Below are 12872 nucleotides of genomic sequence, written 5' to 3'. Positions count from 1 at the left end.
TTGAAATATGCAGCAAGACTATCTTCCGTTTAAAGAAACAGGTTATTTTTCGCAGTTAATTTGTGATTACTTAAATCATAATTCTGATTTAAAAGCTTTTTATAACCGTTTTCCTGATATTGATAACTTTGCAGAACAAATTGAAGAAAAAAAGTCATCATTTGCTGCACGGTCAAGAACTGTGTTAACTAACGTTCTTAGAAAGCAATATAAACATCTTCAAGCTTCAGAATTAACAGCACAAAATATTGAAAGCCTAAACTCAGAAAACACATTTACTGTAACAACAGGACATCAGTTAAATCTGTTTACGGGGCCACTATACTTTCTGTATAAAATTATTGCTGCAATAAATTTATCAACTCAGCTCAAAGCACAATATCCTCAGTATAATTTTGTGCCAGTATATTGGATGGCAACAGAAGACCATGATTTTGATGAAGTTAATTATTTTAATTTTAAAGGAAAGAAGTTTCAATGGAATAGAAAAGCAAGCGGCGCAGTAGGAGAGTTGTCTACAAGGGGATTAGATGAGGTTTTAGAGTTGTTTTTCCAAGATTTAGGTGTAAGTAACAATGCTAGAGATGTAAAAAAACTTTTTGAAAACGCATACCTAAAGCATGATAACCTCGCAGCTGCAACACGATTTTTAGCAAATGAATTGTTTAAAGATTACGGCTTGGTAATCATTGACGCCAATAACCGTGACTTGAAGCGTTTGTTCATACCATATGTTGAAGAAGAGTTAGGCAACCAAACGTCATTCAATGCTGTTAACGAGACCAATAAAAAGTTAATAGATGTTTCAGACGACTATTCCATTCAAGTAAATCCCAGGGAGATAAATCTGTTTTATTTAGATAAGAATTTACGCGAACGTATTGTTCATGACGATGGCATTTACAAGGTATTGAATACCAATTTAAAATGGAGCAAGAGTGAAATGCTAAAACACCTCAATGAGGCGCCAGAACGTTTTTCACCTAATGTAATTATGCGCCCGCTATACCAGGAAGTTATTCTGCCAAATTTGTGCTACATAGGCGGTGGTGGGGAATTAGCCTATTGGATGCAATTGAAACAATATTTTGATGCTGTGGATGTACCATTTCCATTATTATTGTTAAGGAATTCAGTGTTGATTAAAACAGAAAAACAGGCAAAAAAGCTACAAAAACTGAATATTTCGAATCAAGACATTTTTTTGAAACGCGATGCTTTTATAAACCGAAAAGTACGTCAAATTTCAAATATTGATATTGACTTTTCCACTCAGAAACAACACCTTCAAAAACAATTTGAGGACTTATTTAAACTCGCTGAACAAACCGATAAATCTTACATTGGCGCTGTGAGAGCTCAGGAACAAAAACAACTGAAAGGTTTGGAAAAATTGGAGAAACGTTTGCTACAGGCACAAAAAAAGAAATTGTCTGACGAGGTGTCTCGCATGACGGATATTCAAAATGAGTTATTCCCTAACGGTAATTTACAGGAACGTACTACTAATTTTTCTGAATTTTATTTGGAGTATGGTGATCGCTTAATCCAAAATTTAGTAGAGCACTTAAAACCATTACATCAAGAATTTTCTATAATAACTCAATAAACCTGAGTTAATCAATTTGCTTCATGTTGAGACGAACGGTGTTATGTACCAGGTAATAATCTTGTTGATGCTACTTAAAGATTCAATATCAAATCTTGAAGTGAATCCTCGGTAGTAATATCCATTTTTTTTCGAAGACGGTAGCGTGCTTTCTTTACACCTTCGGTAGAAATATTTAAAATACTTGCGATTTCTTTTGAAGAAAGGTTCATTTTCAACAGTGCCATTAATCGCAATTCATTTGGAGTAACTTCAGGAAATTTCTGCTTTACATTTGAACTGAAATTGGTATGTACTTGCTCAAAATAACGCGAAAAATTATCCCAGTTGTTATCATCCTTCAAATCAAAATTAATGGTGCGAATCAACTGATTGAAACCCTTCTGAGAATTTTCAGAAGTCTTAAATGTTTTTGCCTGTTGCTTTAAATTTTCTAAAACCTCATTCTTTTTTGCTAAATGTAATGCATGGGTGGTGAGTTCTTTCTTTTTAAAATCAAGTTCAAGGTTTAATTTTTCTCTTTCGGCTTTACTCCGTTTTAATTTTTGTCGTAATGCATAAAACGCAATTAATGCTAATAACAAACCAAAGCCCAATAAAATGATATATAAAGTGCTTACTTCTCCCTGCTTTTCTAATAAGTCAATTTTGGTTTCTTGTAAAGCTATTTGTTGTTCTTTTTTTTCGGTTTCATAAATTGTTTTTAGTTCCTCAATTTGTTGTGTTTTGGCTATGGAATATAAACTGTCACTAACTTCTTGATATGCATCAAGATAAACTATGGCTTCTTTGTAGTTGTTTTGTGCTTGTAATATTTTAGCACGGTATGGATAAAAACGCTTTAAATAGGCTAGGGCGTTGTTAGGTCTAGCAAGTTGAATAGCTTCATCATTATACTTAAAGGCTGTTTCGTAATCTTTATTTTCATATGCGATTTTAGATAATCCATGAAGTGCATTGGCTAAATTAAGTTTGTAGTTTTCTTTCTCAGCAATAGTTTTAACTTCTAGAAAATGTGTTTTGGCTTTAGCATAGTTTTCGTTTTCCAATTCTAATTCTGCCACACCAATTATCGCATCAGAAAGTGCAAATTTATCTTCAAAATCCTTAGCATATTTGATGGCTAACTGGTAGTGTTTTTTAGCGTTAGGATAGTCATCTAACTTCTTATATGAACTTCCCAAAGAAGTATTAACATAGGTTAGTGACCATTCTTGATGTTCTTGCTCATAAATCTCTGTGGCCTGTTTGTAATATTTTATTGCCTCTTCGTAATTTTTTTGGGTAGATTGAATGATGCCTATTTGCTCTAAAGCACCGGCCCTTCTCGTATCTTTTGCTTGTTCAAAATACGCTAAGGCTTTAAAAGCTTCGGTTAAGGCTATTTTATAGCTACCTTTTTCAGCATAACGTATGGAAAGTGCATCATGATGCGCACCTAAAAATTTTATTTTTGAAGGATCATTATCATCTTCTGTTTCTTCTATTAATTTTAGATTCTCTTTAGTAATGGTAATAGCTTCATCTAAGTCTCCTGAAGTTTCTTTTACTATAGAAATAGCGTGGTTGATAAATATGAGTCCTCTAGTATACGAAATAGCCTCAAAATTCTTTTTTGCAATATCATAATAGTATAATGCAGAATCATTTTCACTTTTATTAAGATAATAATCCCCTATGTGCATGTTCCCAGCAGCGATACCAAACCTATTGTTTATTTTATTGGAGATCTCTATGCTTTGAAGTGCATAAGCTTTTGCTTCTTCCGGTTTAGAATATTTGAGGTTTTTATTGAGATTAATTAAGATACTTACTTTTGTGGAGTCGTCTACCTTCCTTTGTTTAAGTTCATATTTTAAGCTGTCAATAAGTTCTTTGTTTTGCGCCTGTATAATGCAAAGAGGAAAAGAAAAAATAAGAACATAATAAATGAACTTTTTCATTTTAATAGATATTAATTTTATTTAAAAATACCTATTTATTCTTTAAACTAAAACTTGTTATTTAAATCCTAACGAGATAGCAAGATTTATAAGCGTTAGTGGTAAATTTGAATTCTAAAAACAGAACGATAATGCATAAAATAGATATGGATCTGGTGGAAATGACCATGGATGTTATGAAGTACGCCATAGATAGATTGTCATCAACAAAAAATATAATTGGTAAACCTATAAAGGAGGAAGAACTAAAAGTTTTAGTAGGAGAAACCATTACTAATTCAGGTATTGGAGGAGAAAAGGCTTTTAATCTTTGGAAGGAGCATTTAACCAAATCTAATGTACCTATAGATCACCCAAGGCATTTAGCATTTGTACCAGCCTCTCCTACAAGAGCCGCTGTTATGTTTGATCTAGTAACGTCAGCATCTAGTATTCATGGTGCTTACTGGATGGAGGGTGCTGGAGGAATTTTTTGCGAAAACGAAGCTATGCGCTGGATGGTGTCGTTAACTGGATTGCCAAAAGGCGCTTTTGGTGTATTTACCAGTGGTGGTACAGCAGCAAATCTGTCAGCAATTGTTACGGCTCGAGAATATTGGCGAAGTTTAAACGAACAAAATAAAAGAGAAAAAGGATTAATTATTACTTCGGTAGGAGCACATTCATCTGTTAAGGCTATGGCTAAGGTTGCAGATATCGATGTGCTTTTAGTAGATACCGAGGATAGATTGGAAGCCCACGCCCTTAAAGCTAAGATAGAGAATTTAACACAGCATCAACGCAAAAGGTTGTTTGCTGTTGTGGCCACAGGAGGTACAACAAACGCAGGAATTATAGATGATTTGGATGGTATTTCAAAACTATGCAAAAACGAAAAACTTTGGTTTCATGTGGATGCCGCTTATGGTGGGGGAGCGCTATTGGCAGATTCGGTACGTCACCATTTTAAGGGCATAGAAAAAGCTGATAGTATTACTATCGATCCGCATAAATGGATGTTTTCGCCTTACGATTGTGGTGCTATTATTTATAAAAACCCAGAGTTAGCGAAACAAGCACATGCACAAGAAGGCTCTTATTTAGAAATTTTTAAAGATGAAGGTGCGCATGGTTTTAATCCAACAGATTATCAAATTCAATTAACACGTAGGGTCAGGGGCTTGCCATTATGGTTTTCGCTGGCAACCCACGGCACAGATAAGTATAAGGAAGCTGTAGAACGCGGTATTGAACTAGCGCAAATAGCGGGTAAGATGATAGATGAAAAACCACATGTAGCATTGGTGCGCCCACCTAGCTTGTCTTGTGTATTATATAGAAGAAAGGGTTGGAAACCAGACGATTATAAGGAATGGACTTATGAAAACCATAGGAAAGGTTTTGCATTGGTGGCTCCTACAAAATGGAAAACGGGCGAGACTTTTGAAACCGTCTCTCGTTTCTGTTTTATCAATCCAGATACAACAGAAGCAGATATTGAAGCTATTTTAGATTCGATGCAATAGAGTATTAAACATATAATACATCTCATAAGTCGTTAATAACCTATTTAAAAAAAAGGGAAAACCTAAATTGTAATTATAAAATCATTATTATTTTTGCGCATGCAACATGATAAGGTACTCATTTTAGACTTCGGAAGCCAATACACACAACTTATTGGCCGTAGAGTTAGGGAACTCAACATATACTCCGAGATTTATCCATTTAATAAAATTCCAAAAAATTTAGAAGAATACAAGGCTGTAATTTTATCGGGTAGTCCAAATTCCGTTAGGGGCGAGGACGCACTACATCCAGATTTGTCAGAAATAAGAGGTAAAAAACCCATTTTAGCAGTATGCTATGGGGCACAGTATTTGGCACATTTTTCTGGGGGTGAAGTAGCACCTTCAAACACAAGAGAATATGGTCGTGCGAATTTATCGTTTATTAAAGGCAACGAACCTTTTTTAGCACATATTCATACAGGTAGCCAAGTTTGGATGAGTCATAGTGACACCATAAAAAAGTTACCAACAAATGGTGTGCTTATTGCAAGTACTCATGATGTTGAAAATGCAGCGTTTAGAATTGATGGTGAAGAAACCTATGCTATTCAATTCCATCCAGAAGTATACCATTCCACAGATGGAAAGCAAGTCTTAGAAAACTTCTTGGTAAGTATTGCTGGATTACATCAAGATTGGACGCCACAATCTTTCGTTGAGGAAACTGTTGAGGCTATTCAAGAGAAGGTAGGAGATGGCAAGGTGGTTTTAGGGTTGTCTGGAGGGGTAGATTCTACAGTCGCCGCAGTATTGCTAAACAAAGCTATTGGTAAAAACCTGTACTGTATTTTTGTAAACAATGGTTTGCTTCGAAAAAATGAGTTTGAGAACGTTTTACGACAATATGAGGGCATGGGGCTAAACGTAAAAGGCGTTGATGCTTCTGAAAGATTTTTAGCTGCATTAAAAGGTATTGAAGACCCAGAGTTAAAGCGCAAAGCCATTGGAAATTCATTTATTGAGGTTTTTGATGACGAGGCACATAAACTTGAAGATGTTAAATGGTTAGCGCAAGGCACCATTTATCCTGATGTTATTGAAAGTGTTTCGGCCACTGGAGGTCCTTCGGCCACTATTAAAAGTCATCACAACGTTGGCGGGTTGCCTGATTTTATGAAACTTAAAATTGTTGAACCTCTGCGTGCTATCTTTAAAGATGAAGTACGTCGTGTTGGTGCAACTTTAGGGATAGACCCTGAGCTGTTAGGACGTCATCCCTTTCCCGGTCCAGGCTTAGGGATACGTATTTTAGGAGATATCACTGCTGAGAAAGTACGTATGCTTCAAGAGGTTGACCATATTTTTATTAACGGATTAAAAGAATGGGGGCTATATGATAAAGTGTGGCAAGCTGGCGCTATGTTGTTGCCAGTAAATAGTGTGGGTGTAATGGGAGATGAGCGTACCTATGAGAAATGCGTAGCGCTGAGAGCCGTAGAAAGTACGGATGGTATGACGGCCGATTGGGTAAACTTGCCTTATGCTTTTCTTCAAAAAACATCAAACGACATTATTAATAAGGTTAAAGGTGTAAATAGAGTGGTATACGATATTAGTTCTAAACCACCAGCCACGATAGAATGGGAATAATTAGCGTGCAATTTGGTATGTGGTTAGCTTTTGCAGAAAACCGAATACTTAAGATTGTATACTAAAAAGCCAGATAGGTTTGCGCTAGGGATTGCAGAGGAAAGCCCACAGCCCAAATAAGGAGGTGCGAAGACTTGCAATCCTTAGACGGTGCTCAGAATAAACTCAAGCCCAACCCCATTAGTCTGGAGGGACTCGAAGGATGCGGGTAGCGCCCAAATAAACTTTGGCACGTTATATGTAATAATTAATTGAAAGTATTTTAGTCTTTTACACAATAAATATCGTATATAAACTATTTACTAAAGGTTCAGCTATTAAATTACAATACTATGAATAGATTTTTTTTGGTTATAGTCCTCTTACTATGTTTTGGGATGACTTCCATAAATGCCCAAAATTACAGTACCCATCAAGTAAAGAAAGGTGAAACTATAGAGGGGATTGCAAAACGATATTACGTAACACCTTTTGATATTTATAGTTTGAATCCAGATGCTAAAAAAGGATTAAAACCCAATACGATTCTTATTATTCCTATTTCTAAAGCCAAAAAACCTAAAATTACAGAAATTAAAGAATTACAAGGTTTTAAGAGCCACAAGGCTAAACGCAAAGAAACGCTTTATAGCATATCTAAAAAATACGATGTTGAGATTGAAGACATAAAAAAGTACAATACTTTTTTGTATGCCAATAATTTGAAAAAAGGAGATAAGCTTCAGATTCCCGTTTTTAAAATTACTAAAGTTGAAGAAGAGGTGGTTGAAAATAAAACTTATATTGTTCAGCCTAAAGAAGGGAAATGGCGCATCGCCTATAAATTCGGGATAACTGTTGCAGAATTAGAGGCATTAAATCCTAAAATGGGCGAAGTGCTGCAGGAAGGTCAACAAATCTATGTACCAAATATTGACAAAGGAGAGGAGAAGCAAATAGACGATAAATACAGCTACTACAAAGTTTTGCCTAAGGAAGGGTTTTATAGACTTAAGATAAAACTAGATTTAGAAAAGGAAGAATTGGAAGCTTTAAATCCAGAATTGGTAGAAAGCGGCTTAAAAGCAGGTATGATTCTAAAAATTCCATTTTCTGAAACTAAAGGGATTATCTCAGAAGATTTAGTCACAACAAATTTGATAAGTAAAATTAACGATTACGATACGAAGCACTTAGCATTAATGTTGCCCTTTAGATTGAATCGCGTGGAGTTTGATTCTATTGCCGAAACTAAGCGCAGTATTGAAAAAGATCCGTATTTAGATGCGTCCCTAGATTTTTATTCTGGAGTGCTCATGGCTATAGATTCTTTAAAAAAATTAGGACTTTCTATTAAACTAGATGTGTACGACACCAAATATCAACCTACCGCTGTTTCTAGAATTTTAGCAGATAACGATTTTGAAAATGTTGATGCGATTATAGGGCCATTAACCACCAAAAACTTTAATACAGTTGCTAACGAATTAAGAAAATATAATATCCCTGTGGTATCACCTATTGGAACAAAAATTAAGCTGTACGATAATGTGTTTCAAACACGACCTTCTGATGACTTATTAAAAAGTAAGGTGATTAACTACATAAAAAATGACAGCTTGCCTAAAAATATTCTAATTCTTGCAGATTCTAAAAATATGGCTATTGCAAATGAACTTAAACGAGAGTTTAATGAGGCTGTTATTGTTTTTTCAAGGAAAAACAAAGAAGGTAAAGACGAGTATTTTGTAACCAAAGAGGATATTGAAACTGCATTAAAACCAGGGAAGAATATCGTGTTTTTAGAAACTCAAAATGAAAGTTTTATTTCAGGTGCTACAAGTATTTTGGCAGCTTTAAATTTAAAGGAAGACCCTGAAAAACCAGAACAAGAAAAAGCTGAGATACTATTAACTACTACAAGATTTAATGGTGCTTTTGAAGGTGATGAGGTGAACAACACACACCTCTCAAAATTACAGTTTACCTTTGCAACATCGTCGAAAAGCTTAAGTGAAGACGAACAAAATACCTTTATTAAAAACTACCAGAAAGCGTATAATATAACACCTGGCAAAAGAGCGGTGAAAGGTTTTGATTTAACCATGGATGTCGTGTTGCGCATGGTAACTTCTGAAGATTTATTTATGTCTGTCAACCATGCACCTCTAACAGCTTATGTGGAGAATAAGTTTGCCTATAAGAAAAAATTATTTGGTGGCTATTATAATGATGCAGTATATCTCGTAAAGTACGACGACCTTAAGATTATTGAGGTTATGGCGCAATAAGCAAATACTGTTTTGCGTTTTGTGCTAAACTACTAATAGAGTGTATAAGATTATTTTAATGTTGAGTTTGATGTTGTTCTTTCAGAATGATAACGAACCTGTAATCTCGTGGAACGATAACTATCGTTTAAGTTGGCAAGATTTTAAAGCACAACCAATGCGAAATGTAGGGGCGGTCGCTACCACAGCATCTGGCATTACGTTTGGTTTTTCAATTAGGGAAAGTGATAAGCGTGTCATAAGTTTTTCAACCGAGGTGCATGCGCATTTCTATCCAGAACAGTCGTGGTATAAACCAGAACGTACAGATAATCATGTGCTGGGGCACGAACAATTGCATTTTGATATTACTGAATTATTTGCCCGTAAATTCAGAAAACGCATTAGCGTGTTAAAGACCACGAATGATGTTGCCAAAAAATTAAGAGCAACCCATGAGGCTATAAACAAGGAATTGGCAGCATTTCAAAACCAATACGACGCTGAAACAAATTTTTCTAGAAATGTGGAAGCTCAATTACAATGGCAGATTCTTGTAAAAAGAGAATTGCAAAAATTAGAATCCTTTAAATCTAAAAATTAATGTTGCCAGATAAACAATTTTTAATTGACTTGGCGCACACTAAAATGCCTTATGGCAAATATAAAGACCGCTATTTAATAGACTTACCAGAGTATTATGTGGTGTGGTACCATAGCAAAGGATTTCCTAAAGGTAAGTTGGGTGCTATGTTAACCCAAGTTTATGAATTAAAAATTAACGGTTTAGAAAATGTAATTCGAAATATTAGAAAACAATATCCTAAATGATTTTTGATTTTTTCTCTAATGCTTTATAAAAAAGCTGCCTTAAAAGTGATTAGCATTCAAAATGGCACTTTTAAAACAGCCTTTTTCAAATAATTATATTCTTACTCAATAATTCCTGCACAACTTACTCTAGCACCAGCGGCTCCAGAAGGTTGAGATGTAAAATCATCTGCACCAGCGTGTACAATTATTGCTTTCCCTAAAATATCCTTAGTAGTATCGCCACAACCAATACACCATGCATCTGTAGTTATAGAAATAGTACCGTTACCGTTTTCATCAGCAATAAAATTGCCAATATCACCTTTATGAAAACCCGTGTCATTACCCCATTTACCATGTGGTTGTCCTGTAGGATTCCAGTGTCCTCCTGCTGATTTCCCGTCAGGAGAGGAACAATCGGCAGTTTCATGGATATGAATAGCATGCTCCCCTGGTTCTAATCCACTTATAATAGCAGTCATAGTTACGCTGCCACCTTCTTCTTTGAAGACTACATTGCCGCTTGTATCAGTGTTGCTTTTTGAGTTAAGGGCTATTTTTACCTTTTTAATTTTGGCTACCTCGGTAATTACTGTTTCTTCCTCAACTTTAACCTCTTCTTTTTTCTTCTTACAGGCAGTTAATGACAAAGTTATAATTAGTAATACAATTGATATTTTTTTCATGTTTTTGGTGTTTTTTCGTTAACCCGAAGTTAAGGTTTAATTGAACAAAATGCAAGAAACTCTTATGACATATATCATGTTTTTTAGGTTTTCATTACTATAATTTTGAAACATAATTATCAGGTATGTCACAATCACTAGTTAATAAGTATAACATAGCAGGTCCTCGTTATACAAGTTATCCTACTGTACCTTATTGGGATAGCAATACGTTTTCTGTTGAAAAATGGAAAAGGTCGTTATTGCGCTCTTTTGAAGAAAGCAACGCGAAAGAAGGAATAAGCTTGTACATTCATTTACCATTTTGCGAAAGTTTATGTACGTTTTGTGGTTGTAATAAGCGCATTACAAAACAGCATAGTGTAGAGTTGCCGTATATAAATGCCGTAATAAAGGAGTGGCGGTTATATGTACAAATGTTTGATGAAAAACCATTAATAAAGGAACTGCACCTTGGTGGAGGCACGCCTACATTTTTTAGTCCTGAGAATTTAAGGCTTTTAATTTCCGAAATTTTAAAATTCGCCATATTAGCTGAAGATTATGAATTTAGTTTCGAAGGACATCCTAATAACACTACTCGTAAACATTTACAAGCACTTTATGATGTTGGTTTTAGGCGTGTAAGTTACGGTGTACAAGACTATAATGAAACCGTACAAAAAGCAATACATCGCGTACAACCTTTCGAAAATGTTAAGATTGCAACTGAGATGGCTAGAGAGATTGGATATACTTCTGTGGGGCACGATATTATTTTTGGGCTACCTTTTCAAACCCTCGAGCATGTAAAAACTACCATTTTAAAAACCAAATCTTTGTTGCCAGATCGTTTGGCGTTTTACAGTTATGCTCATGTACCTTGGATAAAAGGTAATGGGCAACGTGGTTTTCAGGATTCTGATTTACCGAGCCCAAGTTTAAAACGGGCACAGTATGAGTTAGGTAAGACTTTATTGGCAGAAGTAGGGTATGAGGAAATTGGTATGGACCATTTCTCACTCACATCAGACACCTTGTATCAATCTATGGAAGGCGGAAAGCTCCATAGGAATTTTATGGGGTACACAGCTTCCAAAACACAGGCTATGATTGGTTTAGGGGTTTCTTCTATAAGTGATAGTTGGTATGGTTTTGCTCAAAATGTAAAAGACATCAAATCTTACTATGAACTATTAAAAGCCGATACTTTGCCCGTATATCGTGGACATGTTTTGAGTAATGAAGATTTAATAGTACGTAAGCATATATTAAATTTAATGTGTAGATTTAAAACGTCTTGGAGTAAGGCTGCATTATATTTTGATGCATTACCAGATGCTCTAATTCAATTGAAGGAAATGGAGATGGATAGCTTAATAGAGATCAACCCAAATAATCTAACCATAACAGAAAAAGGAAAGCCTTTTGTACGTAATGTATGTATGGCTTTTGATGTATTATTAAAGCGAAAACAACCCGATACACAGTTGTTTTCAATGACCGTTTAACGAAAAACTCCCTAAATTTAGCGTTATTCTATAAAGGTTTATTTAAATTTAGCCTTAACCTATATTAGGTTTTGCTTGTTCAACTTATAAAAATTAGCATGATGAAAAAAATTATTGTACCCATAGATTTTTCAAATCACTCAGAATATGCCCTTAAAACAGCAGCTAAATTAGCTAAGAAATATGACGCAGAGGTTATGGCATTACATATGCTAGAAATGTCTGATATTATGCTTTCGGCTTCTGATGGTTTGCAAAACGAAAAAGCAGTCTTCTTTTTTAAGTTAGCAGAGAAGAAATTCGAGGAATTTTTACAAAAAGATTTTTTAAAAGACATTAAAGTTACGCCGTTGGTGAAGCACTTTAAAATATTTAGTGAGGTTAATGATGTAGCCATAGAACAAAATGCTGATATAATAGTTATGGGTTCACATGGAACAAGTGGACTCAAAGAATACTTTGTAGGGTCGAACACCGAGCGCGTAGTACGAAATGCAGATGTGCCAGTTTTGGTGGTGAAAAAGGAGTTGGCAAATATTAATTTTGATGTTGTTGCGTTTGCGTGTGATTTTTCGGAAGAAGGTATTTCGGCCTACCTTAAAGCAAAGCAGCTGTTTGATAAAATGAAAGCAAAAATATATTTAGTACATGTGAACCTTCCGAATGATCGTTTTAAAAGTTCTTTAGAGATCGAACGCAGTGTTGTTAGTTTCTTAACAAGAGCAGACCGCAACTTAGAGAAAATGGAAGATATTTGCTACGTAGCAGATTATACTGTTGAAGATGGTTTATTAAATTGCGCCAACAAAATAGGAGCGGATTTAATAGCCATTCCTACCCATGGCAGAAAAGGGCTATCTCACTTCTTCGAAGGTAGTATTGGCGAGGATGTGGCAAATCACTCCACACTTCCTGTAATAACATTTAAGATATAAATGCAAT

General features: G+C 35.1%; 10 protein-coding genes. 8 read left to right on the top strand and 2 right to left on the bottom strand.

The window, feature by feature from the left end; genetic code table 11:
- The first annotated feature begins 7 nt into the window (after nucleotides 1–7).
- Nucleotides 8–1609: a bacillithiol biosynthesis cysteine-adding enzyme BshC gene (gene bshC, locus BMY39_RS09790; RefSeq protein ID WP_092579037.1), complete on the top strand. Its 1602-nt coding sequence runs from the start codon at nucleotides 8–10 to the stop codon at nucleotides 1607–1609.
- Between the two features lie 74 nt (nucleotides 1610–1683).
- Here bshC and BMY39_RS09785 read toward each other — a convergent pair whose 3' ends face one another.
- Nucleotides 1684–3552, bottom strand: coding sequence for a tetratricopeptide repeat protein (locus BMY39_RS09785; RefSeq protein WP_092579035.1), 1869 nt, complete (start codon nucleotides 3550–3552; stop codon nucleotides 1684–1686).
- Nucleotides 3553–3683: 131 nt separating this feature from the next.
- Between BMY39_RS09785 and BMY39_RS09780 the strand changes: the two genes are divergently transcribed.
- The 5 genes from BMY39_RS09780 to BMY39_RS09760 all read left to right on the top strand — a co-directional run bounded on the left by BMY39_RS09780 (nucleotide 3684) and on the right by BMY39_RS09760 (nucleotide 9772).
- Complete coding sequence (locus BMY39_RS09780) at nucleotides 3684–5057, top strand: pyridoxal phosphate-dependent decarboxylase family protein (protein ID WP_092579033.1); 1374 nt, start codon at nucleotides 3684–3686, stop codon at nucleotides 5055–5057.
- Between the two features lie 99 nt (nucleotides 5058–5156).
- The gene (gene guaA / locus BMY39_RS09775) at nucleotides 5157–6692 is read left to right on the top strand and encodes a glutamine-hydrolyzing GMP synthase (RefSeq protein WP_092579031.1); all 1536 of its coding nucleotides are present in this window, start codon (nucleotides 5157–5159) and stop codon (nucleotides 6690–6692) included.
- A gap of 332 nt (nucleotides 6693–7024) precedes the next feature.
- The gene (locus tag BMY39_RS09770) at nucleotides 7025–8962 is read left to right on the top strand and encodes a PBP1 and LysM peptidoglycan-binding domain-containing protein (protein ID WP_092579029.1); all 1938 of its coding nucleotides are present in this window, start codon (nucleotides 7025–7027) and stop codon (nucleotides 8960–8962) included.
- A 40-nt stretch (nucleotides 8963–9002) separates the two neighbouring features.
- A complete protein-coding gene (locus BMY39_RS09765; protein ID WP_245738233.1) occupies nucleotides 9003–9545 on the top strand; it encodes a DUF922 domain-containing protein in 543 nt (180 codons plus the stop codon).
- Nucleotides 9545–9772 (top strand): DUF3820 family protein, encoded by a 228-nt coding sequence (locus BMY39_RS09760; RefSeq protein WP_092579027.1) that lies wholly within the window; start codon nucleotides 9545–9547, stop codon nucleotides 9770–9772. The genes BMY39_RS09765 and BMY39_RS09760 overlap by 1 nt, the downstream gene beginning before the upstream one ends.
- 101 nt (nucleotides 9773–9873) lie before the next feature.
- Here the strand turns inward: BMY39_RS09760 and BMY39_RS09755 are convergent, their stop codons facing one another.
- Nucleotides 9874–10440, bottom strand: coding sequence for a superoxide dismutase family protein (locus tag BMY39_RS09755; protein WP_092579025.1), 567 nt, complete (start codon nucleotides 10438–10440; stop codon nucleotides 9874–9876).
- A gap of 125 nt (nucleotides 10441–10565) precedes the next feature.
- Between BMY39_RS09755 and hemN the strand changes: the two genes are divergently transcribed.
- Together hemN and BMY39_RS09745 are read left to right on the top strand one after the other, a co-directional pair.
- Nucleotides 10566–11930 (top strand): oxygen-independent coproporphyrinogen III oxidase, encoded by a 1365-nt coding sequence (gene hemN / locus BMY39_RS09750; protein ID WP_092579023.1) that lies wholly within the window; start codon nucleotides 10566–10568, stop codon nucleotides 11928–11930.
- A 101-nt stretch (nucleotides 11931–12031) separates the two neighbouring features.
- Complete coding sequence (locus BMY39_RS09745; protein WP_092579228.1) at nucleotides 12032–12865, top strand: universal stress protein; 834 nt, start codon at nucleotides 12032–12034, stop codon at nucleotides 12863–12865.
- Nucleotides 12866–12872 lie beyond the last annotated feature (7 nt).

Origin of the sequence: Hyunsoonleella jejuensis, assembly GCF_900111025.1 — a bacterium.
GTDB classification, from domain to species: domain Bacteria; phylum Bacteroidota; class Bacteroidia; order Flavobacteriales; family Flavobacteriaceae; genus Jejuia; species Jejuia jejuensis.
This window is presented reverse-complemented; position numbering and strand designations above follow the sequence as displayed.

What these genes read in the sequence shown, in the direction of transcription:
- BMY39_RS09760 (WP_092579027.1), top strand. Translation starts at nt 9,545, where the DNA reads ATGTTGCCAGATAAACAATTTTTAATTGACTTGGCGCACACTAAAATG.
- BMY39_RS09745 (WP_092579228.1), top strand. Translation starts at nt 12,032, where the DNA reads ATGAAAAAAATTATTGTACCCATAGATTTTTCAAATCACTCAGAATAT.
- bshC (WP_092579037.1), top strand. Translation starts at nt 8, where the DNA reads ATGCAGCAAGACTATCTTCCGTTTAAAGAAACAGGTTATTTTTCGCAG.
- guaA (WP_092579031.1), top strand. Translation starts at nt 5,157, where the DNA reads ATGCAACATGATAAGGTACTCATTTTAGACTTCGGAAGCCAATACACA.
- BMY39_RS09785 (WP_092579035.1), bottom strand. Translation starts at nt 3,552, where the DNA reads ATGAAAAAGTTCATTTATTATGTTCTTATTTTTTCTTTTCCTCTTTGC.
- BMY39_RS09780 (WP_092579033.1), top strand. Translation starts at nt 3,684, where the DNA reads ATGCATAAAATAGATATGGATCTGGTGGAAATGACCATGGATGTTATG.
- BMY39_RS09755 (WP_092579025.1), bottom strand. Translation starts at nt 10,440, where the DNA reads ATGAAAAAAATATCAATTGTATTACTAATTATAACTTTGTCATTAACT.
- hemN (WP_092579023.1), top strand. Translation starts at nt 10,566, where the DNA reads ATGTCACAATCACTAGTTAATAAGTATAACATAGCAGGTCCTCGTTAT.
- BMY39_RS09770 (WP_092579029.1), top strand. Translation starts at nt 7,025, where the DNA reads ATGAATAGATTTTTTTTGGTTATAGTCCTCTTACTATGTTTTGGGATG.